Genomic DNA, 25,724 nt, shown 5'->3' with positions numbered 1-25,724 from the left:
AAAAGATAAACGCATTTTAGGCCGTTGTGCAATACTTGGCTCGACCGACTTGCTTAAAAAGGCGTAGTAGCCCGGATGAAGTGAAACGAAATCCGGGAGGCCTAGGCACCACTGCCATTAAGCTAAGGGAAGCCCGTCATTCCGCCATGGACTGGCGGAATCCAGTGCCAAGGATGGCAAGCTTTTGAGGCAAAGTAGATCCTGGATACAAGCATTACTTAATTCCGTGATGGCTTAACTTAATGGCAGTGAGGCCTAGGCAAAGAACTTCGCGTAATTCACTACAGTACATACGGGCTACGTGTTTTCAATCCGGCTTCAGCGTCAGCCTGATATCCGGCCCTATTTGTCTGATATCGCATACGCTTAAATGTTTTTTATCGGCCATTTTTTCAAGCCCCGGCAAACGGAACAACCCTCGGCCTTCATCACCCAATACATTAGTCGACATGTAGATGAGCCATTCGTCTACAAGATTTTCGGCTAACAAAGCCCCGCTCAAGGTCGGGCCTGCTTCGATAAATATCTCGTTAAACTGCAATCGCCCCAACAAATCCATCACGGCGGACAAATCGACCTTGCCGCTTCGCTCGGCAACGCAATACACTTCTGCGCCTAATTGTTGCAGCGCATCGATTTTACTTCTGTCCTGGGAACAAGTCACAAGCACATTGCGGCCCGGCAATGTCAATAAACGCGCAGTCGGCGGCATCCTAAGACGGGTATCGAGCACGACTCTGGCCGGCTGCAGGGTTTCGAATTCGACCCGCGCATTCAAGGCCGGATCGTCGGCCAACACCGTATTGATACCGGTCAAAATCGCCGAACTGCGGGCGCGATATCGATGTACATCGGCTCTGGATTGATCCGAAGTGATCCATTTACTCTCGCCGGAAGCCATCGCGGTGCGTCCGTCCAAACTCATCGCCAACTTGCCGCGTACAAACGGCAAACCCGTTTGCATGCGTTTAATGAAGCCCGGATTCAGTTTCATCGCTTCGTTTTGCAAAACACCGCAGCGCACATCGATACCGGCGTCATTTAATCTCGTCAAACCTCGACCGGAAACCAGAGGGTTAGGATCTTGCATGGCCGCAACAACTCGGACTACGCCGGCTTTGATCAAGGCCTCGCAACAAGGCGGGGTGCGCCCGTGATGACTGCAAGGCTCCAAGGTAACATAAACCGTCGCCCCTTCGGGACTTTGCGCTCGCTTGAGCGCTTCGACTTCGGCATGACCTTCGCCGGCCCGAGCATGCCAACCTTCGGCGATAATCGAGCCATCCTTGACCAACACGCAACCGACACGCGGATTCGGTTGCGTCGTGTACAGGCCGTTATGCGCCAATTGAATCGCCCGGGCCATGTAAAATTCGTCCGGATGCCACACTGAAGTCATCTTATTGCCGCTTCAAATGCTCGATCATATCGGTAAATTCGCTGACATCCTCGAAACTTCGATAGACCGAAGCGAATCTGACATAGGCGACATGATCGAGCATGCTGAGCTCCTTCATGACTTTTTCACCCAATTCATGAGCCTTTATCTCGCGCTCGCCTTTCGTCGCCAACTCTTTGATGATCCGACTAATGGCCTGCTCGATCGCATCACTGTCCACCGGCCTCTTTTCCAAGGCACGCAACATACCGGCGCGAAGTTTTTGTTCGTCGAAAGGCTCTCTTGCGCCGCCTCGTTTGATCACGCGCGGCAGACTCAACTCGGCCTGTTCGAAAGTCGTAAAACGTTCCTTACAGACCGAGCATTCGCGGCGCCTTCGGACTTGATCGCCTTCATTCGCCAATCTGGAATCGATCACTCGGGTATCTTGCGCCGAACAAAAGGGACATCGCATAATTTAATCGCCGATTACCATTGAAAAATATCGAGTCGTTGAAAAACTCATTATTTTATAACAATTAAGCACGCTTACCGTAATTTATTTCGGGATAGGGGCGATTAGGCATGGATATCTTCGCGATGATTTCGTTAAAGGTAGGGTGCGCATCGCGCACCTGGGTCTGGTACTGTGTAATGGAGTTCGACGCCGTCAAATGGTGCGCGATGCGCACCCTACGGTTATTCACCTTCGCATTGTATGCTTGAGAGCACCTCATGCTCTTTAGCGCTCGACCCCCAATCGGCAGTATAAACGCCTTGTTTTACCCAATAATGGAACGATGAATACGGCCAATCAACCACATTCTCAACCAAACCATGTTTCACCGGATTGAAATGCAGATAATCGAAATGATTGTGGTAATCCCGTTCGTCGCGTATGAGATGCTCCCAAAAACGCGGCTGCCAAATGCCGCGTCTTCGTCTGCGTAAACGCGAAGCGCTGATTGTTTGCTCCGGGCCGCCAGATTCCAACCAAATTTGTGTGAAGCGTTTTTTAACAATACCCCAACGTTTCGAATAATCACAGTCGTCTGCCGGCATTGTCCATATTGCATGAACATGATCCGGCAACATTACCAATCCATCGATTTGAAAGGGTAGCTCCGAACGGCAATAGCGGATCGCGTTACGCAAACAATCCCTTGCCCGGTCGTTTGCCAAAATTTCCGCGCGACGGACTGTAACCACCGTGAAGAAATAGGTTCCTCCTGGCACATAACAGCGCCGATAATCGGCCATACCATCCTCCACAAATAAATGATTTCGTTAAATGTAGGGTGCGCATCGCGCACCGGATTCGGTGCCGCGACGTTTCGTTGGATTCGGCACCGTGGCAAGGTGCGCGATGCGCAGCCTACTCGATTGGTTCGATGTGGTAAATGCCGGTCAGTTTGCGCTTGAATTCGTCGGTGACCAATCTAGCATCTTGGCGTCCGGTGACGACTCGAGGGGTCAATAGGATAACCAATTCGGTTTTTGTATTATCATAAGATGTACTACCAAATAAAGCCCCAATCAGCGGCAATTCATGCAACCAAGGAACCCCCGCTTTTCCAAAACCATTATCCTCTTGTATTAGACCACCCAACACAAGTGTTTCACCGCTTTGTACCGCGACCGAACTCATGATTTCTCGGGTTTGTATGTCCGGATTGCCTGTGGTACTAGTATTTGCTTCACCTATGAGGACATTTTCTACACTCTGCTCGATTTCCATGATGACTAGACCGCCGGCATTGACCCGGGGTTTGATTTTCAATTTGACGCCGGTTTGCCGCTGCTGCAATTGTTGGGTTTGAATAAGCGCAGCATCTAACCCCCCTGCGCCAGGACCAACAGGGGTTGTCGAGCCCGTTCTCAGCGATATCTCTCTACCGACTTGTATCGACGCTTCCTGATTATTAAGCACCATTAATGATGGAGATGCAATGACATTGGTATTGCCTTTAGAGGCTTCTGCGTTCAAAACCGCTTTAACATCCTTTGCCAAAAAAGCATAGCCGAATCCGCCCGATACCGCGCCTAAAGCAATTGGAGTAACAGTATCAACAATACTCGTAGCCCCGCCTCCACTAACAGCGCCATCGCCATGTTCAAAAAACCATCGTATGCCGTATTGCAACCTATCCGTCAAAGTCACATCTACAATCGTCGCATCGATCAAGACCTGTAATGGCATCACGTCCAATTGCTTGATCACGCCTTTGATCACGTTGTATTCCTGCGCGGTCGCGACGATCACGAGCGAGTTGTTGATTTCGTCGGGGATGATGCGCACGTCCTCGACGCCCTTGACCTTGACCCCGGTACCTGCAGCCATGCCGGGCGTTTGCATCGGACGTTGTACTTGGCGAATCTGGCTGCTTCGCCCTCCTAGTCCGCCACTCTGTTGCGGACGACTGGTGACTTCCACCGATCTTCGCCCCGCCGCGACAGAAGCCTGCCCCATGCCGACTTGGGAAGCCGGGACGCCGTAGATTTCGCTCAGGGTCGCGGCTAATTGCACGGCATCTACATGCTGTACTTTATAGACATTGACGCCGCCGCCGGTCGCCGACTGCGCCCGATCAAGCCGGATGATCCAGTTTTCGATGTCGCTCAGATAACGCGATTGGTGCGTGATCGCCAGAATCGCATTCATGCGCTCGATCGCGATGAAGCGGAAAAATTGGCTTTCATCCTCCTTGGCTTTTTTATCGAAAATTTGTTCCAGTTCTTCGATCAAGGTCGGCGGGTCGACATGCGTCAACGGAAACAGCGCGAACGACCGACCGCGCATCATATCGACATCGAAAATCCCGACGATTTCTTGTACGCGCAACAACTCGGCCGCGGTGCCGCCCACCAGCAACAGGTTTCTGGAAGGGTCGGCATGCAACAGGGTTTTTTCTTGCATCAGCGGCTTGAGTATTTCGACGATATTGTCGACGCCGACGTTCCTGACCGGAATGACGCTGACTTGATAACCGGCCGGCAATACACGCCCGCGCCGATCGGCCAGCGACAAGGCCGAGGTATAGAGGGCATCGGCTGCCGGTTCGATATGATAAACGCCGCCCTCGTCCTTGACCAAGGCCGCGCTATTCATGCTCAACAACATTTCCAGCGTCGGCAGCACTTGCTCGCGGGTCAACGGCTGGGTCGTTTGCAGGGTGACCTTGCCGGCGACTTTAGGGCTCAACACATAATTCTTCCCCAAAATGTCGCCGATAATGACCTTCGCGACCTCGCCAAGGTCAGCTTCGTCGAAATTCAAACTAAAAGAACCCGGACCTCTGGCCGGCCCCGGCCGCCCGATCGTATCGCCGACCGGACGGCCGGAACCTGGATAAATTTCGGCATGCAGCTTGTCTTTATCTTCTGCTTTGGTTTCTTCCCCCAATTGTTCGAAAAACTTTTGGTGCGCTTCGAGGTCGTCGACTTTGGGCTGCTGCAAAGACAATTTTTGCCGGGTCTGAGGGCCTAACAATTCACACCCGGTAACCGATAGGGTTAACAATGCCAAAACAGTCGCGTGGATTCGGTTTACTTTATTCATCTTGTGTAGTTGTTGCTGAATCAGGTTCACTTAAGCCGTTGTCCGGCGTTGCTTGAGGAGCTGCCGGCGGTAGCTGCGGCACTGCCGGACGCTGTGGCGGTTTAAGCGGGCGTCTTCCGGGAGGCGGTTCTTTTTGTTTCGGTTTTCTCAAAATCAATTCTTGCCGCTCCATGCCTCTTTCGAATATCGCTTTATCCGGTAAAATTTCAACTAAGCGCCAACCGTCGACCTCTTCTTCCACGGGCATTTTTTTATGGTTTTTTTGATCGGGTAGCGGCTTGATTCTTCGTAACAATACATGGGGCTTCTGCTGAACAGTATAGATACCGGTCAGCTCCCAATCCAAGGTTTCCGAACTCGTTTCCGACTCTCTTTCCGGTTCCGGTTCGGGCGCCGGGCGCCGGCCTTCGATAAATAGCGGGCGACTGACCAAATCGTTATATCGGTCTTCGCTCTGCCGATCGCTTTGAAATTGCGGAAACGCCAATGCCTCATAGTCTGTCGGTAAGGTTTGGACTTCGCCGGCCGGTATGCCGTTCGCCTGCCCCCAATACCACCATTCGCCGGCAATAATAACGATTAAAACCGCGCAGGCAGCGCCCAGTAATTTGACTAATGCCGGATTGATCATGGCTCTTTACCCATGAAGCCGGAAGCCTGAAAGCTGATGTTCATTTTATTGCTAGGCTCGATCTTTCGGGTTATCCGGTTGCGCCTGCCTCGTTCGGGACGGATATCAAGGTCGTCGATCATTATGAAGGGCACGGCCGATTCGAGTTGCAGCAAAACCGAGCGGAATGCTTCCATATCGCCGTTCATTCTGATTTTTATCGCGATTCGACTATATTGGCCTTCGGTTTTACTCGGTAAAACCTGAGTACTAATCAATTCGGCGCCGGCATTGGCAATCGCGGCTCTAACCGACTGCTGTAATTCCGCGGAAGCCAGGGCCTCCGATTTGTGTCGGCTGAAAAAACTTTGTGCAGCATTGGCCTGCTTGATTTTTTCGACATTGGCTGCCACGGCTTCTTTTCTGTCGGTTATCCGTTGATAGCGGTCCAAACGAAACAGCAGCTCGTGTTTTTCTTCGCGTAAGTCCAAGGCGGCATTGATCAAGGGCACCACCAGAAAGCCGATCACCATCAATACGACCGCAATCAACAAGCCTACGGCGGCTAGGCGTTGCGGCGGGTATTTATCGAGTAGTGTCATCATCGCTCCTAGCTTTAATGTCCACGGATAGCTGAAAACGCTCTAAACCGCTCAATCTATCCCGAGTGACCGGCGACACGAAACGGGCATTGACAAATAACTCCGATTTTTCCAATTTTGAGATGAGTGCCGATGCAGCCGGCGATTGGCCTTGAAACTGTAGCCGACCTTCGTTAAAACGCAAATAATTGAGCCAGGTATCGTCTTCTATCAATTCGCTGAGGGTGTTCAATATATCGACGATTGCCGGCGACTGCTTTTTTTTGGCGATCAATTGTTGTGCTCGCGCAATAATGGTATCGATTTCCGATTGAATGTTTTCAACGACTCTCGCTTCTTTTTCGATAACCGCAATGTCGTCCCTGAGAGCCGCTACAGCCCGGCTTTCCAACCAAACCGGCAAGACCATCGCGACGGTTAGCAGTAAAAAAAACAACGCGACCAAACCGCCGTGTACATAGCTGTGCCAAGGTATTTTGTTTTCCCGGCGGTGTTCCGGCAAGAGATTATAATGGGAGACGTCCGATTCCGGTTGATTGCTTACCGGTTCGTAGTCGATTAGCGACGGATGCAGCGTCAATGCGGTCAATTCATCCAATACGGCATCCAATTTGTCCTTTGGCGTCAACACCAAAATGAGGCGTACGATGCCGGCCTGCTTGTTTTTTTCGACCAGTTTGACCGAAAAATAAACTTGATCTTTGTTAAAAGGGGTCAGGCGATCGATTTCGTAAGCAATCACTTGCTGTAAATTTTCCGCTGCGGCAATCGGAAAGGTCAGTTCCTTGCTAATCGCATCGGAAGGCGCAAGCCGCACGATGAATTGGGTTTTCTCGTAGCGCGCATCTTTTGCCAAAATTTTCTTGATCGCCTCGACTCCCGCCGCATCCCTTGAAAATTCGCCAAGGTTTTCGCACGCTTCGCCGACTTCATAGGTTAACGAGAATGTGGAGGCATGAGGCCGTAAAATCAGTTTACTTTGTTGCTGATCAAGAATTTTCTTGATCTCTTCAGGCAATAAATGAGAAAGCTCGCTTCCCCACCAACGAAAAAACTTTTTTACATCCAGATCAATGTTCGCATCAAGATTCAGCATTGGTCATGTTTTGTTTCTAGTTGAGTTTCAGTGGGTAAAAATACGAACTGTTCATTTAAAGTTAAGACTGGCGAGCTGTCTCATGAAAGTCGATTTGTCCGTGTTACATAAACAGCTTAGGTTATAAGAAAAAAATGACAATAATACGTCTTTTCCGTTACACGAGCTTTGGCTCGGCGTCCATCAATAGTAGGGTGCGCATCGCGCACCTGGGTCGGGACTTATCGTCAGGCACGGTACCGTGAAAAGGTGCGCGATGCGCACCCTACGGCCTTGGCAGGACGGGTTAAATAATCCGTCCCGCAATGATGAAGCCCTGCATTGCCATCCGTGGCACTGGATTCCGCCAATCCCTGGCGGAATGACGCCTTGGCGGGACTGGGTTTTTAAATAAATCCCCCCCTCAATCCCCCTTTTTCAAAGGGGGAAGTTATTTTGCGTCTTTTCCGTTACGAGCTTTGGCTCGGCATCTATCAACCGTAGGCCTTGGCAAGCAGGGTTTGTAAACCCCTTCTACACGTTTTGACCGTGACCTATGCAAGCCACGGCGCTTGGCCCTCATCAATAATTTTCCATTTCATAGGCGAATAAAGAGTGGACTTTGGAATGTATCGGTTGCCATCGAGCCACCGAAAAAAGTTCGCCCGGGTTATCCGAACGCCTAACCAAAACCTTTAAACCCGCCGTGACGCCCTCGCCGACCATGGCCTCCGAAACGATAGTCAACGCGCCGCTTGACTGCGTACCGGGCTGCGCTTGCTCGTCGCCCAGCATTTCGAATTCTCCCGGCATCTCGCCACCCTGCTCAGTCGGCGAAAAAGATCTGACCCTAGGAACGGCATTCTCGGCATCGGATTCGCCCGTTATCGGCTTGACGGCAAAGTCGTCCTCGCTTTCCAGCATATATCGCAATTCCGCCGAAGCCTTGTCAAGATCGACACTCGCTTGACCGGAGTCGATCGTAATAAACGGCTCCAACCAGTCATAGAGCACGGCATCCACGCCTAAAACCATTTGCAATTCCTCGAGAGACTGGAATGCTTGGTTACGAGGGGCATATCTCAAGCCGGCCGCTTGATATTCTTTTTTCTCGGCGCCGTCTTCTCGTGCTTCGTCATCCTGGTCGCGCCAATCGATAATGGCGTTGGCGACCCGCGTTTGCATATCGACCTCTATCGGTGCGTACCTCAAAAGTTTGAGTAACAAATCCAATTCCGCCCGATTAATGTCAACCTTGCCGTTTTCCGCAAGAATGCGGACTCGAATCACGGCCTCATCGAAACTAAATTCATAAATTTGGCCGTCGGCATCCCAACGTTTTAGCGGGTCTTCTTCCAGCATCATCAATTCCGCCACCGCAATGCCGGCCTCCGCAAAAGCTTGGGCCTCGGCCCTAGTCTTCATACCGAACATTATAGACGATTCCCGGCGCATACTCAGCGCAAAACTTCCGGCCATGATCGTTAACAACGTCAGCACCCAAAGCACCAACACCAATGCCAAACCCTTTTGCCGCATTAATCGAACCCCTGGTCAATGACGTCCGAAAATTCGGGACCGACGGCGGTATCCGCCGCGGCTTTTAAGGCGATAAACATGTCCGGCCAATATAATTCGTTGTCGCGGACAATCCTAATTCTGACCAAACGCGGTAACGCTTCTCTATCCACCCACTCATCCTGCCACCCGTTCGTTCCGGAAACCGGGTCCATCCCGAAATAACTGACCTGGAAAGAGTTCACATGCTTAAGAATTACGACACCTTCATCCTGCGCCGCTTGCTCCTCCGCTTCCGGAAAGAAGGGTTGAACCGAAACAGTCAACCACTTACCGCCGCCCATTTGCCGTAAATACACGCTAAACATCTGCAAGCCGGGGCGAGCTGCACTGGCCGGAAGCGGCGATACGAACTGAAGGGCATCGGCTCTGCCGACAAACGAAAAGGCTCGTTCTTGATCGGGGTTAAAGTCTTGCCACAACGGTTGCGTGACGCCCAAATGCCTGCGAAAAAATTGATAGACCAACGCGGCTTCGCCGCTCTGAGCCACTTTACCCTCGCCCGCCTCCCAGCTTTGCGCGCTGATTCTGAGCGTACCGAATAGCAAGACCATCATGACGCTCAATAAGGTCATGGCCAACATAATTTCTATTAGAGTAAAACCGGCTTGATTCTTCGAAACCGTTAGCGTGGCCCGAGGGAACGGTGAAAAAGTCCCTGCTGGAATTGTAACAGCATCTTGGCTGTCACGACCTTCGTGATGAGTGCTTTTCGATGTGCAATGAGTTTTAGACATGGGCGGCTATCGACTGCTTGCGGCTTCCGCCTGTCCTAAACGTAGCGTTTTTAATTCAAAAACGCGCGGTTCGGCACCTTCTTCTGACCAACTAACCCTAACATCGATGCGATACAATAGCGGCAATTCGTTTTGATTACCGGAAGGTTGCAGTTGAAAATCGGCCGGACGGATGATAACTAGCCATTCATAACGGTCGAATTCCGTACCTGAAAATTGACCGGCTTGCAGCGGCGTTTCCACGCCCGCTCGCGCCATTAAAGATTCCGCGATTTGCACGGCCGACGAATAATCGTCGGCAACAATTGCGGTATTGATACCGCCCGAGAAAATCCGAAGCAAAACACCTAAGGCCATCGCCATAATTGCAAAGGCCACAAGTATTTCCATCAATGAGAAACCTTGCTGCTTAGAAACGAGCATGAAATAACTTCATCAAATGTCGGAAGGGGGTTCGGCGGCTCGATTGGCAGGTGTCGGCGGCAGGGAGATGCCACCAAGCATACCCCACACCCTTTTTGATCTCAAAATTGGGAATTGCTGCAGAATCTCCACAAAGCTTACTGTTTCGGAAAGTTATTTTGTGCATATTCCTTAGGCATCGGTCAGATCGATCAATCCGGTTAACCAATTGATTTCGATGCGCCACACCCATTGCTCCAATTCCATCGTCAGCCGTCCGCCGGTTGAAGAACCATCGCCGAAGAAACGGACACTGGCTCGACCGTCCTGGCTGTACTCGCTTTCCGCCGTCACAAGCCTGACTTGGATATTTTGCGGAATCTGGTAAACCTTATCGCGAGTACTTATATAATAGGTGTTGTCGCCGAAATCGATCGTCACGGTCGTCTCTTCGCCGAGCATCAAGGCTTGCCCTCTCGCATAACGCAGGGCCGAAATCATATCTCGCGCCGCCGTTTTAATCGTCGTGGCATCGTTGCCGGATGAAATCGATATCCCAACCGCGCCAAAGGCCAGCACCATGATAAACAGCACTACGGCCAGTTCGATCATCGTGAACCCGCGATTCGCTGGGTACGATCCTATCTTTGTAAAGGACGCCGGCAACCTCGAATAAATACTCACCGGGCAACGTTATTGCCAACTGACAATATCTTGATCCTCGCCTTCGCCCCCTTCTTTTTGATCGGCACCGAACGTATACAAATCGAATTTGCCATGCTCGCCAGGCGATTTATAAAAATAAGGTTGTTGCCAAGGATCCAAAGGAATCCGGTTTTTCCGTAAATACGGACCGTTCCAACGGTCCACGTCATTAGGTTTTTCGATCAGCACCTGCAAACCGTGTTCGGTGGTCGGATAACGCCCGACATCGAGCTTATACATATCGAGCGCGGCTGAAAGATCAGCGATTTGAACGATGGCGGTCTTGGTTTTCGACGCCCCCATATGCTTCATGACCTGCGGACCGACAACACCGGCCAACATCGCAATAATGCCTAATACCACGAGTAATTCGAGCAAGGTAAAACCGCTGTTTTTAATTCTTCGGAATGAGCATGAAATAACTCTGACAACTGCTGGAGGGGTTTGGTGGCTCGATTGACAGGTGTCGGCGGCAGGGATAGCCGCCGTCAAGCCTCCATGGACGGATTCACGGCGTCCTGTCAAGCGAGCCACCAAACCGCCGCAAAGCCTACTACTTGTAGAAGTTATTTTGTGCATATTCCTTAGTCGTTTTATTCCCAATTGTTTTATTCCCAATCGTTTCATGTTTTTTTCCTAAAAGGCCAAATCGTTTACACTCAAAATTGCCAACAAGATTGAAATAATGATACCGGCAATCATGAGCCCTAAGGTTATGATCAACACCGGCTCCAATAGCGCCAACATACGCTGTATCGATACTTTGAGCTGCTTGTCGTAAATCGTCGCGACACGCAACAGCATCTCTTCCAAACGACCGGTTTCTTCCCCCATCCGGATCATTTGCATCGCCATTTTAGGTAAAACGCCCTTGTCGAGTAAAGCATCGGACATATGACGACCTTGTTTGAGCTGCTCTTCGGCATCTCTGACCGCGTCTACCAGCGTTAAGTTCGACACGGTCTCGCGGACGATCGTCAACGCGCTGATGATCGATACGCCGTTTCCTAACAGCGTGCCGAGCGTACGGGTAATGTTGGCGGTTTCCATCGCGAGCAAAATGTTGCCCACCAACGGCATTTTTAGAAACCGGGCATCCCACCCTTTTCGAGACGCAGGCTCGGCAAGTTGATGATTCATATAAATATAGGCCGATACTATTATCGCCAACAATAACCACCAGTAGTTTTGTAGCCAATTGGCCAAGCCCACGACAATCTGAGTCGGCACCGGCAATGCCTGGCCGGCGCTTTCGAACATCTCGGTAAATTGAGGCACGACAAAAGTTAGCATCACAAACAACGACGCAAACGACATGACCATTAAAATGATCGGGTATATCAGTGCGGTGCTCACCGTATCCCTAAGCTCCCGCGAACGCTCGAGATAGTCAGCCAAGCGCACCAAGACGCCGCCCAGATTACCGCCCGCTTCTCCGGCTCGTATCATATTCAGATAAAATTTGGAGAACACGCCGGCTTGACTCTGCAAGGCATCGGCAAGAGACGTCCCGCCTTTGACTTTTTCCAATACGCGCGCGAGCAATTTGCTCAGTTTTTCATTTTCCTCGGTCAAATCGATTAACACCGAAAGCGATTTGTCGAGAGGTAGTCCCGAATCCAGCAAGGTGGCCAACTCGCCGGTCAACATCAATACCTCTTTTTGCGACAGCCTAAGCTGTTTAGCCCCCAGTCTTAACCCGAGAAATGTTCTGCCTTTCGATAAAGAAACGTGAAGCGGGATAAAACCTTCCGTTTGCAATTCGGCGATCAAAACCCCTTCGTCGGGGACTTCACGCAAACCTTCTTCAACTTCGCCGTTATTGTTTACGGCTTTATACGCATAGAGTGCCATCAGGATTCCGTCGTCACGCGTAAAATTTCTTCCAGAGTGGTCAAGCCCTGCAAGGCTTTAACCAACCCGTCTTCATACATGGTAAGCATTCCCTCGCCAATTGCCAACCGGTGAATTTCCCCGGCTTCCGCATGCGCCATGATCAATCGACGAATGGGATCGGTCATCACCAAAAATTCGATGATCGACATCCGCCCTTTATATCCTAGGCCGTTGCAGGCCTGACAGCCGGTTGCTTTATAGAGGACCAAATCGCCGTCCGGTTGAAAATGTCTCAACTTCAATTCTTCGGCCAATGCGGAATCGACCGAATAAGCGGTTTTACAATGAGGACAAAGTTTTCTGACCAAGCGTTGCGCTAAAATTCCGTTGACCGTCGAGCTCAGCAGGTATTCTTCCAAGCCCATATCCAATAAACGCGTCACACCGCCTGCCGCATCGTTGGTATGCAGAGTGGACAATACCAAATGTCCGGTCAACGCCGATTGCACGGCTATTCGTGCGGTTTCGATATCGCGCATTTCGCCGATCATGATTACATCGGGGTCTTGTCTGACGATGGACCGTAGCGCCGCGGCAAAATTCAATCCTATCTGCGGCTTGGCTTGAATTTGATTGATGCCTTCCAATTGATATTCGATCGGATCCTCGACGGTGATGATTTTACGCTCGGCCGTGTTCAGTTGTTTAAGCGCTGTATATAAGGTAGTTGATTTACCGCTGCCGGTCGGCCCGGTAATCAGAATAATGCCGTGCGGTTGACTCAATACTTCGATAAATTTTTCGTATTGCCTACCCGCAAACCCGAGGGCTTTAAAATCCAATACCGTCGCCTCTTTATCCAATAGGCGCATTACGACACTTTCGCCATATAAGGTGGGAATCGTCGAGACCCGCAAATCCAATTCCTTGCCCAGCATTTGCAGCTTGATTCGGCCGTCTTGCGGCAATCGGCGCTCGGCGATATTGAGCTTGGCCATGATTTTTATGCGCGAAAGCACGGCCGCGGTCGATGTTACCGGCGGCGCATCGATATTTTGCAGCACGCCGTCGACGCGTAAGCGGACTTTCAAGCGCTGTTCGAACGGCTCGATATGGATATCAGAAGCTCGGCTCTCAATCGCGCGCTGCATGATCAGATTAACCATTTTGATCACCGGCGCTTCACTCGCCATATCTTTAAGGTGTTCCAGATCCTCTTCGCCGATCTCGTCTGTCTCGAGATTGGCAAATAGCTTATCCATTTGCGATTTACCTTCGCCGTATTGCAGTTCGAGCGCGGCATCGATTTCCGACATCACTCCGACTTTCGCAATAATCGGCTTAGCGGTAGCCAGTTGCAACGCATCCAACACAAAGCGATTTTCCGGATCCATTACCGCAACATGAATTGCATCATCGGTATTGCGCAAACCGATTACATGAAATTGTTTCAGAAATCGCAGGGACACATGATTGGGCAGAGGCGTTTCAAGCGGGTAATCCTCGACCCCGACTTTTTCTACGTCATGCGTTACAACAAAAGCTTCCGCGATATCGCTTTCCGAACAAATACCGAGCTTAATCAATAAATGCGGCAAGGTTTCGGCCACCGTCGACTGCATGACCCGATCGACCTTTTTTAGCTCGGCATCGGTCAATTTATCTTGGTGCTGTAGATAACTAAGAAAGGGATGGTATTCAGGCGCGTACTTGGCAATTGAGTAATCCATTGAACAGTCCTGGCTATATAGATTCGGGCAGATTATAAACCATGGGTGCAATTAAAGCTGAGGTTAATAAAAGATAAGCCCCAAGGCCAATGATAACCTATTTCAATACTATGAAATAACCAAGCCCTTACGAGTCAAAATCTTTTATCCGTATCGAGATAAGCCTCTCTTATACGGCCTTATGTCAGAATATTTAACACTTACCTCAAAGCAAATCATTTAGCCTTTCAAGACTCCCAAAAATACCCCGCCATTCATATGTATCTGTTTTTCCGTACATTAATTTATTAACGGATAGGCAAAAAAACAAACCGACTAACATCCGTCTTTATTCTTTTACAAGCAAAATAAGATCCAGTTTTTAAGTTGGATCAATTTATTGCATCATTCGTCAAAATTTTTTACATCATCCTTTTCCCCCAGCCCTTCGGCAAGCCTAAGCGCCCCAAAGAATAAAACAGCCTGTAATGACGCCCCATACTTTCCTTGTCTTTCAGTTGCTTACAAATTTTTCCCTACAAACGCTGATACTTCTCATTAACAATGCATATTTTCTTTTCTTGGCGTTTGGCGGATTTAATCGTTTTAAGCTTTTGTTAAGACATAAAACTGTCAATAATTTTTACATCACGAAATGAAGCTTCCAAAATAAACGCGCCTTCCGTCACAAAATGCATTTTATTTAATTGACAATTCAATGCCTTGAAAGAACAAAATCGACTGATGGCACGCTCTATGCACGTGTTTTATGCGAAAACAAAAAAATACCTTGTCAATTACAAGCACCTACTATATGGCAAGCCAAAGCGCATTTAACGTATGAAATACTTTCTACCTTAAGCGCTTTTTAACGAAACTAACGAATAATTTATGAGGCATTTGGGATAATGCCTGGATTATGGACGGTTCGGCGATACTCACATTTAATTGCTCGAGCCAGACAACTTGAATCACTAGGGATTTTTTAGCTCGATTAAGTTAAAAGCCTTACCCGTCGCGAGGCGGGGGCGGAAAGCCAAGAGTCTGATACTCTCCATTTTCCATCAGATAGTCTGGCCGCACTTAATTTCAAACATATTAGAGGTAATTATGTTGAAAATTAAAGCACCGTTAAAAAAATTAAGCGCTGCCGTTGCACTGGGCCTTTTTGCCGGTACCGCTTCTGCATCAGTTTCTATCTACGACACCTTCCCTTTTGGATATTCCGGCGGCGAATCGCTTGTAGCGCCCTTTTTTGAGGGCGGCGAACCTGATTGGGCAGCCGGCCGATTTACGGTAGATCCTTTTAACTGCCCTAATGGCTGCTTATTAGACAGCGTCCGCCTATCTTTAGCGTCCGGCGGTCACTTTTCAGGCGACTTAGTCTCTCTTAAGGATTCGTCCGGAAACGACGGCATATCGCTAGCTGTTTATAGCAACAACTTTTTGGGAGGGGATTCTCACATTCCCGGAGACAAGCTGTTCGACTTATCGATTCCCGACAGCTTTGTGCAGCTGGAACACTTTGGCGGCAATGACGTTTGGTTCGACGCACCTTCGCAAGATCCCAATGAAGCCGCGCTTTTACAACCAAACACAGCCTATTGGCTCTTTCTCAGCAATGAAAGCCTGTCGTTTCCTATAGAATGGTCTTATAACGGTGCCGGCCATGACGGCCAGTATTATGCCGCTTATTGGAATCCACTTGGAGCACACGGATCGCCGTATCTTTTTGAAGTAATGGGCACTAGTTGCACTTCATGCTCGGCACCAGTTAGCCATGTACCTGTTCCAGGCGCTATTTGGCTGATGGGCACAGCAATGATCGGACTGGTGACTTCCTGGCGCAGAAAGTTAGCGTAATGTAAACAATGAAATCGAAGGCATTCAAGCGTAATACAGATTATCAGCCTGGATCAGCCGGAAATTAATCTCAGAAAAAATAAATTAATAAAATTGAGCACTTAGCTCTTTTAATCACCGCATTTGCCATGGATGCGGCGATTACCATAACAATCATGGCAACCATACTTTAAATTTAAAGTAAAGGAGTTTCTTATGAAAACTAAAATCACCACCACAGCAGCAGCCGTATTGCTCGGCATTTCAACTCTGGCCAGCGCCAACCCTCCAGGTGCTCCTGCCATATACAACAATGGACCTGCAGCCCCTCTGTTGAATATGACCAATATGAGAGACACTGAAAGAGCGGCTTTCGCTCTTTACGAAGGCCTCATGCAAGCCACCGAAGCGCTTGTTTATGTAAAAGGATGCACGCCTTTCTCGGTGCCCGTATCGGCCTACTCTGACGGCAACGGCATTAATCAACTCGAAGTTCAAACATTCAATGGCGTAAGACTTGAAGCAGCCCTGCAAGCACCGGTTCCCGGTTTTGGTCAAAACATCGACGTCACACAAGCTCCAATTGCTGGGATCTTGAACAACGTTGCCGTAGATAACCTGCGCGGTAGATACACTTACAACCATCTTAATAACTTGATGGTCAACGAAAGAACCTCTTTAAGAGTTGCCGGCCAAAACGGAAGACCTGACACATTCTATAGCGCTGCTATCAAAGACTTTTACCATGGCAACACTTATGGGCCGGGCCAATTCTATGAAATCTATGATTACGGCTTACAAACCCTATCGAAATCCGGCTACCCTGTGAATAAATGGTGGCAAAAATCCAAAGCGGTTCGCGACAACGGCCAACAAGGCTGTACCGTATTCCAAAAAGACCGTTTAGTGGGTGTTGGTGCATGCCGAATCACTCTGTCAACCGTAGGCTACAGTCAACCCGGTTTGTTCTGGCAAGACGGCAATTTGACCGTTTCTCAGGTGACTCCAAGCGCTCCTGATACCGAACTGAATGGCTGCAGCTTGATTCAGGCGCCATAACCAAGCCTATAACCGCCCGATTTAATACCGGGCGGTATTTTCTGCCTTAACCGAGCTTTATGGGTATTAAATTACAAAATGATTGATCGATAGTTGTTATTTAATATTCATTTATTGAATAGAGCTCGTGTTCGTTAAAACCAAAACGATTGCCATACATATAACAATTATTTTAACAACCATGGCAAAAAATACTTTAAAAAATAAAGGAGTTTTTTATGAAAACTAAAATCACCACCACAGCAGCAGCCGTATTGCTCGGCATTTCAACTCTGGCCAGCGCCAACCCTCCAGGTGCTCCTGCCATATACAACAATGGACCTGCAGCCCCTCTGTTGAATATGACCAATATGAGAGACACTGAAAGAGCGGCTTTCGCTCTTTACGAAGGCCTCATGCAAGCCACCGAAGCGCTTGTTTATGTAAAAGGATGCACGCCTTTTTCGGTGCCGGTCAGCGCCTATGTCGACGGCCACACTTTCAATCAACTCGAAGTCAATTCTTTTAACGGCGTAAGACTTGAAGCAGCCCTGCAAGCACCGGTTCCCGGTTTTGGTCAAAACATCGACGTCACACAAGCTCCAATTGCTGGGATCTTGAACAACGTTGCCGTAGATAACCTGCGCGGTAGATACACTTACAACCATCTTAATAACTTGATGGTCAACGAAAGAACCTCTTTAAGAGTTGCCGGCCAAAACGGAAGACCTGACACATTCTATAGCGCTGCCATCAAAGACTTTTACCATGGCAACACTTATGGGCCGGGCCAATTCTATGAAATCTATGATTACGGCTTACAAACCCTATCGAAATCCGGCTACCCTGTGAATAAATGGTGGCAAAAATCCAAAGCGGTTCGCGACAACGGCCAACAAGGCTGTACCGTATTCCAAAAAGACCGTTTAGTGGGTGTTGGTGCATGCCGAATCACTCTGTCAACCGTAGGCTACAGTCAACCCGGTTTGTTCTGGCAAGACGGCAATTTGACCGTTTCTCAGGTGACTCCAAGCGCTCCTGATACCGAACTGAATGGCTGCAGCTTGATTCAGGCGCCATAACCAAGCCTATAACCGCCCGATTTAATACCGGGCGGTATTTTCTGCCTTAATCGAGCTTTATGGGTATTAAATTACAAAATGATTGATCGATAGTTGTTATTTAATATTCATTTATTGAATAGAGCTCGTGTTCGTTAAAACCAAAACGATTGCCATACATATAACAATTATTTTAACAACCATGGCAAAAAATACTTTAAAAAATAAAGGAGTTTTTTATGAAAACTAAAATCACCACCACAGCAGCAGCCGTATTGCTCGGCATTTCAACTCTGGCCAGCGCCAACCCTCCAGGTGCTCCTGCCATATACAACAATGGACCTGCAGCCCCTCTGTTGAATATGACCAATATGAGAGACACTGAAAGAGCGGCTTTCGCTCTTTACGAAGGCCTCATGCAAGCCACCGAAGCGCTTGTTTATGTAAAAGGATGCACGCCTTTTTCGGTGCCGGTCAGCGCCTATGTCGACGGCCACACTTTCAATCAACTCGAAGTCAATTCTTTTAACGGCGTAAGACTTGAAGCAGCCCTGCAAGCACCGGTTCCCGGTTTTGGTCAAAACATCGACGTCACACAAGCTCCAATTGCTGGGATCTTGAACAACGTTGCCGTAGATAGCCTGCGCGGAAGATACACTTACAACCATCTTAATAACTTGATGGTCAACGAAAGAACCTCTTTAAGAGTTGCAGGCCAAAACGGAAGACCTGACACATTCTATAGCGCTGCCATCAAAGACTTTTACCACGGCAACACTTACGGTCCGGGTGAATTTTATGAAATCTATGATTACGGCTTGCAAGTCCTGTCAAAATCCGGCTATCCGGTCAACAAATGGTGGCAAAAATCCAAAGCGGTTCGCGACAACGGCCAACAAGGCTGTACCGTATTCCAAAAAGACCGTTTAGTGGGTGTCGGCGCATGCCGCATTACGCTGTCAACTGTAGGTTACAGTCAACCCGGCCTGTTCTGGCAAGACGGTAATTTGACCGTTTCTCAGGTGACTCCTAGCGCACCTGATACCGAACTGAATAGCTGCAGCTTGGTCACTACTGCTGGCAATTAATTATTAACTTAACGACTGAATTAAAACCACTCGGTACTGAACCGGGTGGTTTTAATAAAGTCAAGCATCAATAGCTATATCTACTAGCATAAATATTAAATTGCATACTTAACTATAACCGATCGAATAGGCTTGTAATTTACTATTTGTTTTTTAAATTTATTTCAGTATATACACACCTTTCAGACATAAAATATCGGTATTGGACATTGGAATATTGAGGTAATAGTACGCTTTTCAGCCATGGCTCTATTTGAGCTCCAGATACTGGAACTTAGCCAATAAGCAAGAATAATTTAATACTTTTTTCTATAAAATAATTGTAATTCTCTTACCGGATAAACTAGCACTATTTATTGACTAAACACTGTTTTTTCCTACCGGTATATCGGTTGTTAATACCGATAATGAGATTGCCCTAGGACCCATGCAATTTATAAAACCAAAAATTTTATAGATTGACTAAAACAATAATATTTTGGGAAATTTATGAAACGTTACGCTATTCTCATGGCTAGCTTTGCTTTTTTACTTGGCTTATCTAACCTTGCCTATACGGAGGAGCTTGGCTCAACTGCCGACGAAAAAATTGTAACTGAGCTTAACTTAATGCCTGGCGAAGCCACTGCCGATGAGTCCGAACCTACTTCCGAAGCCAATATTACCGACGATTCCGATGTAACAACGCCGGTAGTACTATCGCCACAGGAAAAAACCGCTGTTTCTTTGTATGAAGGCATTATGGACATCGTGAACGCCAAAATAAATGCAAGCAGTTGTTTTATCATGAGGGGCAAATATCAAATTACCTTATTTGCGACTGGGGCTGACGACCAACGAAAGCAAAACAACATGGTATCAGCCAAACTTCCCGGCAATACGACCTATTTATTAGCTGGCGCAAACTATGAAAATATGCCCGATGCATCAGGTGTTTATGTAGTTAGCACCCGAGGCCCAACCTCGTATGAATTCACTCCAATCGATATTTACCGGGCTATATATACATTTGACGGAGCTGGTGAAATGATGTCAATGACCGGAAATTTGGAGTTAAGAGATTTCATTTCGGTAACTCATCGATTTAGCACACTAGCCATAACCAATTTTAGCAACAACTCTTCTGATGAAATACAAGAGGAGTACGTCACTAACATCGGCTGGGGCATGAGCTCGCTTTCCAATCAAAAATTCCCCCATTCAAAATACTGGGAACGCATTAAATTTCAACGCCATAGTAATGATCAAGGGCGAACAATCTTAGTTAGGGATTTATTGACCCTCCCCACATCATGCCGAATTACAATCGATACAACCGGCTATAACAATACGGATTTTATTTCACAACAAGGCCATATTACCGTCGAATCAGCAATCCCCGGTGATCCGGTCGATGAGCTTAATCCGTAGCTTTTCGTGGACTTATGCCCTCTTTGAAAAGAAAGAGGGCATAATAAGATTGTTAACCAAGAAACCCTCCTAACCCACCGACTTCCTACTCTCTAAGATGTAAATTTTAAGCGGAAAATTGAATGTCCCCGCCCTTTTATTGATATCTGATCAAATTTAAGAAAAGCCTGATGAGAAGGCGGCCTAATCAACATCGTCACAATGAAGCTCAGTACAGCTAAAGCAGACTCTCACTTTTCCCTGTAAAAAAACGGAACAACGACTTGATAATTTATTTCATACACGCTCATCTTTATTCGCATTAATCGATAGGCCCGAACCATGAAGCTTTCCCCCCTCATCTTATTCGCAACAACTTTAGGCTACAGCCTAATAACTCAGGCAGACGGGGGGCCTCTAAAAGCACCGAGCCTATTTGACAAAGGTCCTGCAGCAATGACTGCCATAAACCTTAAGACCGAGGAATTAACAAGCCTAATGCTCTTGGATAGCGCCATGGATATTGCCAAATCCGCCGCTCTCGCTACCGGCTGCGAATCGGTCGAGGGGGACTATTCGATAGAGATTAGTGCCGATGGTGCAATCAACAAACCGGTAACCAATGTTATCAAAATCGTTTCTCCCGGAAAATCGGACCCACTTATTCTCAATGCAATAGCGGAGGAACCCGATGCCTTTCTTGGACAAGTCTTCACGATTAAGCAAGCAAAAAACAACAAACTAAAAGAAACGCTCATATCGGAATTCTCCGGGACTGCTCATATTAACCGCGAATTGACTCTTCTATCGATACAAGGCAGTGCAATTGTCTTAGGGCAAAATAACACTCCTAGCCCCTATCCATATTTTCGATTAAAGCACTTCTATGAAGAACCGAAATCAGACAACAGCCAGTACTTATCGGGCTGGGGATTGGCGTCATTATCAAAAGAAGGCTTCCCTGTAAATAAATTCTGGGTCCGTTCAAAAGCATTGAAAACCGACGGGCAGCTTAAGCGAGTCGTTTTACAGGAAGATCTGTTAATTGGATTCTCCGCGTGCCGTATCGTTATCGATAGCGCCACCGATATAAAAAAGAAGACAGATAAACAAGAAAAACAGAAAAGTTTTGCTTTCAAAGGAACGATGACAATCTCGAAATCGCAACCCAACGAAAAACTTCCCAAAGCAAACGAAATTTAGCATTCGCACGTTATTTCCGGTCAACCGACGCACCTTATACTTGAGCATTAACGGCAGGCACAGTACACTTCGGGCAAAAACTGCCGATCGAAACGATAACGGCGTTCGATAATTATAATTAGCCCCTTCATGTCGAATAAAAAAATCACGGTAATCCAGGTTTTACCCGCATTAAACAGCGGCGGCGTCGAAAAAGGTACGCTTGAAATAGGCCATTATTTAGTAGAGCAAGGTCACGAATCGATCGTCGTTTCTGCAGGCGGGCGCATGGTCCCACAACTCATCGACGAGGGCAGCCGGCATATCGAAGCCGATATCGGCGCGAAAAGTCTATCGACGCTAAAATATATCCCATGGTTCAAAAAACTTATACGCGAAATCCGACCGGATATCGTTCATGTTCGATCGAGACTCCCGGCTTGGGTGGTCTATCTGGCTTGGAAAAGTATGCCGGCCCATGAAAGACCGAAACTGGTCTCGACTTTTCATGGACAACATTCGGTTAACCGCTATAGCGCAATCATGACTAGGAGTGAGCGCATCATTACAGTTTCTAACATGATGCGCGATTATATTTTGCATTCCTACCCCAATGTCGCCTCCGGCAAGATCAAGGTAATTTATCGCGGTGTCGATACATCTATTTATAATCCGGATTACCGACCGAATGAGTCTTGGCTAAAAGAATGGTTTAGCACTTATCCGCAAACTGAAGGGAAGCCTCTATTAACGTTTGCCGGGCGATTATCGAGGCGTAAAGGCATCGAAGACTTCATTGCCATTCTTTCCGAATTAAAACAATTGAACTTACACTTTCACGGATTGATCGTCGGCGAAACCGATCCGAAGAAAACCGAATACCGGCAAACGCTCGAACAATTGATCAACGAAACGCAACTCGGCGATAACGTCACGCTTACTGGTCATCGCAGCGATTTACAAAACATCATCGCCATCTCTAAAGCCGTGTTTTCTCTATCGAAAGAACCGGAATCCTTCGGCCGCACCGTTACTGAAGCTTTAAGTCTCGGCGTTCCCGTCATTGCTTATAGTCATGGAGGCGTCAAAGAGCAACTGGATCTTTTATTTCCGCAAGGTAATATTGAAGTCGGGAATATTCAACAAGCCTCCGATGCCACAAAAAAATTGCTCCACGGCGAACCGCATACGATTCAGCCTAATTCGCTCTTCACGCTGGATAAAATGTGTTCGGAAACACTGAAGGTGTATCAAGAACTATTGGATCCGGGATTCGTGATATCGCAGTAACTTATAGTAACGTTCATGAAGGCCAGGTCATCGACCCGGCAAATGAAAATGCGAGCTATGGTGGGTGCGGTCACTCGCCCGACAGGACGTATTTACCCGTAATGCTTTACACTCCCTTACGTTCCCATGCTACAGCGCTCATCGTTATACATAAGTCAAAAATAACTGTTTTGCAATCTTAGCTAATGAGGCTTCGATACCATTTTGTGTCGCCCAACGTTCCCGACTTCGAAATCGCGATCTGGGGATCGCCCCCACAGAGCATCCGCCCCTTGTGGGAGCGACGCCTTCGTCGCGATTTCGAAGCCACTGATGCTCAATATCCGCAGATTTATCAAACAGCACCGTTTCCAGGTATACGACGAACTCTGTTTAGCAAGTTTACCGATACTTGTGTATAACGGCGAGTGCTGCAGCGTGGGAATGATAATTGCCGGGGGACTGAATAATTACATTTACCCAGCACCTAGATTATCTATGTAATCAATCATGGCCAATAGGCTATGGAATTTAGTCTCTGGATTTACGACGTCCTGCCAAGCGAGTTACCGCCCCCCCTCAACAAAGCGCATAGTTCCAGGGCGTTATTTATCACGAAACCCTAAGTATGCCACTGAGTTTATCCACCGATAAAAATCATCCTGATTATCAAGTTTCTTCAGCTAAAGCCCAAAGATCAGCATGCCCCTAGCACGACGGGGTTCGTAAGCCATGCGCGTCAAGCTAAAAACTGCCAACCCACACCACGCTCTATCCCAAGCTCCACCAGCTTGGGAAAGCCCCCGGAAGCTCCCCCTTCGACAAGGCTCTCCTGAGCGCAGCCGAAGGGCTCAGGGCAAGAGCTTCCTGAAACCGACACAACCTCCGCACATTCTCAATCAACCCCGACTCGCTCGCTCGTTCAATCTTTCTTGATTGTCGGGAAGCTAGAGCTTCCTGAACAGGTTACCCAAGCTGGAGCTTGGGTAACAGCATATTTTAGTTTTTGCGACTACCACTGCCCCCTGCTCGGACACTTGGCTTCGGCAAGCTGAAGCATCTTGCTAATCAGGAAAATCATTACTGCTTTCAAAATATGTAAAAAATTTGTCGAAATATTTTACACATTCTTTTTTTACTCTCTTTTCCGTCTAACGTTTATGAAGGACTGGCAATCACCCCGGATGATGAAAGTTCTCGGGGAGTTGAGGGGACTGAATACTTACTCTCCATATACTCCTCCACTCTCAACCAGTGACTTAGTTTGATTTTTATGGGTTTTAAACACACCTTTTCTCGGATTTGACTCTTTGGATTTCAATAACACACTTCATTCTGTCAGGATTTTTTACATCTTCACGAACATCCAATTCTCATGGTAAAACATACGCCTACATATCAAGTACTTATTTTTTTAGGCCTAAAAATTGCATTATTTAGCTATGAGAAGATCTTTAGGTCGTTACCTAAAGATGCGGTAAAAATTAATTTCTCCAAACTGAGTCCACGAACCGCAAAGCGTTTTAGGGTGCATTCCCACGTAGAGGAGCACTGCCATTATGTTAGTTTACGCAAACACGCCATTCCTGTAGGGATTACCGGAATCGAATCCATCTGCCGGATGACAGCCGTTTCTGGTTCCCACGGTCCTCCGTGAGAACCAAAACCTTAGCTACCGAGGCAAGATCGTTTTCCTGCGCTGGAGCGGTAGAAACGAGTAAGAGCCTAAAGATGACGGCTTAATTTAATGGCAATGACGTAGAGTTTGGGAACGATGGATACACTACATATCAAACACATAATTTTTTAGGCCTGATAATTGCTTTTTTCTTAGTTAGGTTTTTGGTCTTCGCCTAAATGAAATCAAGTTGAGTATTTTATGAAATTTTCAATATTCTTAAGTAACTCATTTTCCAATCTGTGGAAAAGCCTGGTATTGCTGATTTTTTTGATCCCTATCAATGTTGCTAACGCGACATCCACCATCGTAAAAGTTGAAGATATGGGACTTGCCGATTGGACGATTATTGAGAAAGAGGCACCGGGTTTCGGCAGCAATGGGCCTGTATCATTAGACTGGGATCCATACAATGATTGGTTTAGAGAGCTTATCGTTTTTAATGATGGCTATTCCGGAAAAGGCGCCGCGTTTTGTTGGCACGGTGAAAACTGTGCTTTGAAACTTTCGGTAACCGAAGAGAACACTACCCTAATGCTGGAGAGTTTTTTTCTTGGATTTTACGGGAGCGGCGAAGGCAATGTTGAATTTAGCGTGTTCGATTTAGAAACCGATACCAACATTTTGGCCGGAACACCGCTAGTTACTGGAAACGATGGGTTGGACATTTTTGTCAATGCCGTATCGTCTGTCGGATTTCTTATTTTATTCGGGCCGGATGGATATAGCATAGGCATTAACGAAATTGCTTATAGTTATCAATCTTCGAATATTATCGTTCACCCCGTACCCATTCCCGCAGCAAGCTGGCTTTTTGTGAGCGGGCTGATCGGTTTGCTCTGTTTTACGCGACGGAACTCTCGCGAAACTTAAAGCAAGCACTCAATCAAAAAAGACTAGAGTCATGAAAAATAACATTAACTTGACAGTAATACCCAGTTAGAGCATTTACTGTCGGATTTAGGGTGAGAAGTATGCCTGTCGAG

22 protein-coding genes and 1 riboswitch are annotated in these 25,724 nt (G+C 47.7%); of the genes, 8 read left to right on the top strand and 14 right to left on the bottom strand.

Annotated elements, in window-relative coordinates:
- Positions 1-307: 307 nt before the first annotated feature.
- The 14 genes from ribD to gspE all read right to left on the bottom strand — a co-directional run bounded on the left by ribD (position 308) and on the right by gspE (position 14,212).
- On the bottom strand, positions 308-1,399 hold the full coding sequence (ribD, locus tag ACINK7_RS04665; RefSeq protein WP_404360132.1) for a bifunctional diaminohydroxyphosphoribosylaminopyrimidine deaminase/5-amino-6-(5-phosphoribosylamino)uracil reductase RibD: 1,092 nt from the start codon (positions 1,397-1,399) through the stop codon (positions 308-310).
- 1 nt (position 1,400) lies between these two features.
- Complete coding sequence (gene nrdR, locus ACINK7_RS04660; protein WP_404360131.1) at positions 1,401-1,853, bottom strand: transcriptional regulator NrdR; 453 nt, start codon at positions 1,851-1,853, stop codon at positions 1,401-1,403.
- Positions 1,854-2,077: 224 nt separating this feature from the next.
- A complete protein-coding gene (locus tag ACINK7_RS04655; RefSeq protein WP_404360130.1) occupies positions 2,078-2,638 on the bottom strand; it encodes an REP-associated tyrosine transposase in 561 nt (186 codons plus the stop codon).
- A 115-nt stretch (positions 2,639-2,753) separates the two neighbouring features.
- On the bottom strand, positions 2,754-4,937 hold the full coding sequence (gene gspD / locus ACINK7_RS04650; RefSeq protein ID WP_404360129.1) for a type II secretion system secretin GspD: 2,184 nt from the start codon (positions 4,935-4,937) through the stop codon (positions 2,754-2,756).
- Positions 4,930-5,568, bottom strand: coding sequence for a hypothetical protein (locus ACINK7_RS04645; protein WP_404360128.1), 639 nt, complete (start codon positions 5,566-5,568; stop codon positions 4,930-4,932). The genes gspD and ACINK7_RS04645 overlap by 8 nt, the downstream gene beginning before the upstream one ends.
- Positions 5,565-6,152 (bottom strand): type II secretion system protein GspM, encoded by a 588-nt coding sequence (gene gspM / locus ACINK7_RS04640; protein WP_404360127.1) that lies wholly within the window; start codon positions 6,150-6,152, stop codon positions 5,565-5,567. Before gspM ends, ACINK7_RS04645 begins: the two co-directional genes overlap by 4 nt.
- A complete protein-coding gene (locus tag ACINK7_RS04635; RefSeq protein ID WP_404360126.1) occupies positions 6,133-7,245 on the bottom strand; it encodes a PilN domain-containing protein in 1,113 nt (370 codons plus the stop codon). The genes gspM and ACINK7_RS04635 overlap by 20 nt, the downstream gene beginning before the upstream one ends.
- A 561-nt stretch (positions 7,246-7,806) precedes the next feature.
- Positions 7,807-8,763, bottom strand: a complete 957-nt coding sequence (locus ACINK7_RS04630; RefSeq protein WP_404360125.1) for a general secretion pathway protein GspK — start codon at positions 8,761-8,763, stop codon at positions 7,807-7,809.
- A complete protein-coding gene (locus ACINK7_RS04625) occupies positions 8,763-9,539 on the bottom strand; it encodes a prepilin-type N-terminal cleavage/methylation domain-containing protein (protein ID WP_404360124.1) in 777 nt (258 codons plus the stop codon). Before ACINK7_RS04625 ends, ACINK7_RS04630 begins: the two co-directional genes overlap by 1 nt.
- 6 nt (positions 9,540-9,545) lie before the next feature.
- Positions 9,546-9,962: a prepilin-type N-terminal cleavage/methylation domain-containing protein gene (locus ACINK7_RS04620; RefSeq protein ID WP_404360123.1), complete on the bottom strand. Its 417-nt coding sequence runs from the start codon at positions 9,960-9,962 to the stop codon at positions 9,546-9,548.
- 171 nt (positions 9,963-10,133) lie between these two features.
- Positions 10,134-10,625, bottom strand: a complete 492-nt coding sequence (locus ACINK7_RS04615) for a GspH/FimT family pseudopilin (protein ID WP_404360122.1) — start codon at positions 10,623-10,625, stop codon at positions 10,134-10,136.
- 9 nt (positions 10,626-10,634) lie between these two features.
- Positions 10,635-11,066 (bottom strand): type II secretion system major pseudopilin GspG, encoded by a 432-nt coding sequence (gene gspG, locus ACINK7_RS04610; RefSeq protein ID WP_404361413.1) that lies wholly within the window; start codon positions 11,064-11,066, stop codon positions 10,635-10,637.
- A gap of 216 nt (positions 11,067-11,282) precedes the next feature.
- Positions 11,283-12,500 carry a type II secretion system F family protein gene (locus ACINK7_RS04605; RefSeq protein ID WP_404360121.1) on the bottom strand — a complete coding sequence of 406 codons (1,218 nt, stop codon included), beginning with the start codon at positions 12,498-12,500 and terminating at the stop codon, positions 11,283-11,285.
- A complete protein-coding gene (gspE, locus tag ACINK7_RS04600; protein ID WP_404360120.1) occupies positions 12,500-14,212 on the bottom strand; it encodes a type II secretion system ATPase GspE in 1,713 nt (570 codons plus the stop codon). The genes ACINK7_RS04605 and gspE overlap by 1 nt, the downstream gene beginning before the upstream one ends.
- Positions 14,213-15,186: 974 nt before the next feature.
- Positions 15,187-15,276: riboswitch (cyclic di-GMP riboswitch) on the top strand.
- Between the two features lie 25 nt (positions 15,277-15,301).
- Between gspE and ACINK7_RS04595 the strand changes: the two genes are divergently transcribed.
- The 8 genes from ACINK7_RS04595 (at position 15,302) to ACINK7_RS04560 (ending at position 25,611) form a co-directional block, all read left to right on the top strand.
- Positions 15,302-16,054 carry a hypothetical protein gene (locus ACINK7_RS04595; protein WP_404360119.1) on the top strand — a complete coding sequence of 251 codons (753 nt, stop codon included), beginning with the start codon at positions 15,302-15,304 and terminating at the stop codon, positions 16,052-16,054.
- Positions 16,055-16,249: 195 nt separating this feature from the next.
- Positions 16,250-17,092 carry a hypothetical protein gene (locus tag ACINK7_RS04590; RefSeq protein ID WP_404360118.1) on the top strand — a complete coding sequence of 281 codons (843 nt, stop codon included), beginning with the start codon at positions 16,250-16,252 and terminating at the stop codon, positions 17,090-17,092.
- Positions 17,093-17,310: 218 nt separating this feature from the next.
- On the top strand, positions 17,311-18,153 hold the full coding sequence (locus ACINK7_RS04585; protein WP_404360117.1) for a hypothetical protein: 843 nt from the start codon (positions 17,311-17,313) through the stop codon (positions 18,151-18,153).
- Positions 18,154-18,371: 218 nt separating this feature from the next.
- On the top strand, positions 18,372-19,220 hold the full coding sequence (locus ACINK7_RS04580; RefSeq protein ID WP_404360116.1) for a hypothetical protein: 849 nt from the start codon (positions 18,372-18,374) through the stop codon (positions 19,218-19,220).
- Between the two features lie 489 nt (positions 19,221-19,709).
- A complete protein-coding gene (locus ACINK7_RS04575; protein ID WP_404360115.1) occupies positions 19,710-20,630 on the top strand; it encodes a hypothetical protein in 921 nt (306 codons plus the stop codon).
- Positions 20,631-20,951: 321 nt separating this feature from the next.
- Entirely contained in the window at positions 20,952-21,812 is an 861-nt protein-coding gene (locus tag ACINK7_RS04570; RefSeq protein WP_404360114.1) for a hypothetical protein, read from the top strand.
- Positions 21,813-21,941: 129 nt separating this feature from the next.
- Positions 21,942-23,081 (top strand): glycosyltransferase family 4 protein, encoded by a 1,140-nt coding sequence (locus tag ACINK7_RS04565; protein ID WP_404360113.1) that lies wholly within the window; start codon positions 21,942-21,944, stop codon positions 23,079-23,081.
- 1,858 nt (positions 23,082-24,939) lie between these two features.
- Positions 24,940-25,611, top strand: coding sequence for a hypothetical protein (locus ACINK7_RS04560; RefSeq protein WP_404360112.1), 672 nt, complete (start codon positions 24,940-24,942; stop codon positions 25,609-25,611).
- The last annotated feature ends 113 nt before the right edge of the window (positions 25,612-25,724 follow it).

It is taken from the genome of Methylotuvimicrobium sp. KM1 (assembly GCF_044788715.1).
Taxonomy (GTDB): Bacteria; Pseudomonadota; Gammaproteobacteria; order Methylococcales; family Methylomonadaceae; genus Methylotuvimicrobium.
The sequence above is the reverse complement of the archived record's forward strand: the minus strand, read 5'-3'. Positions and strand labels throughout refer to the sequence as shown.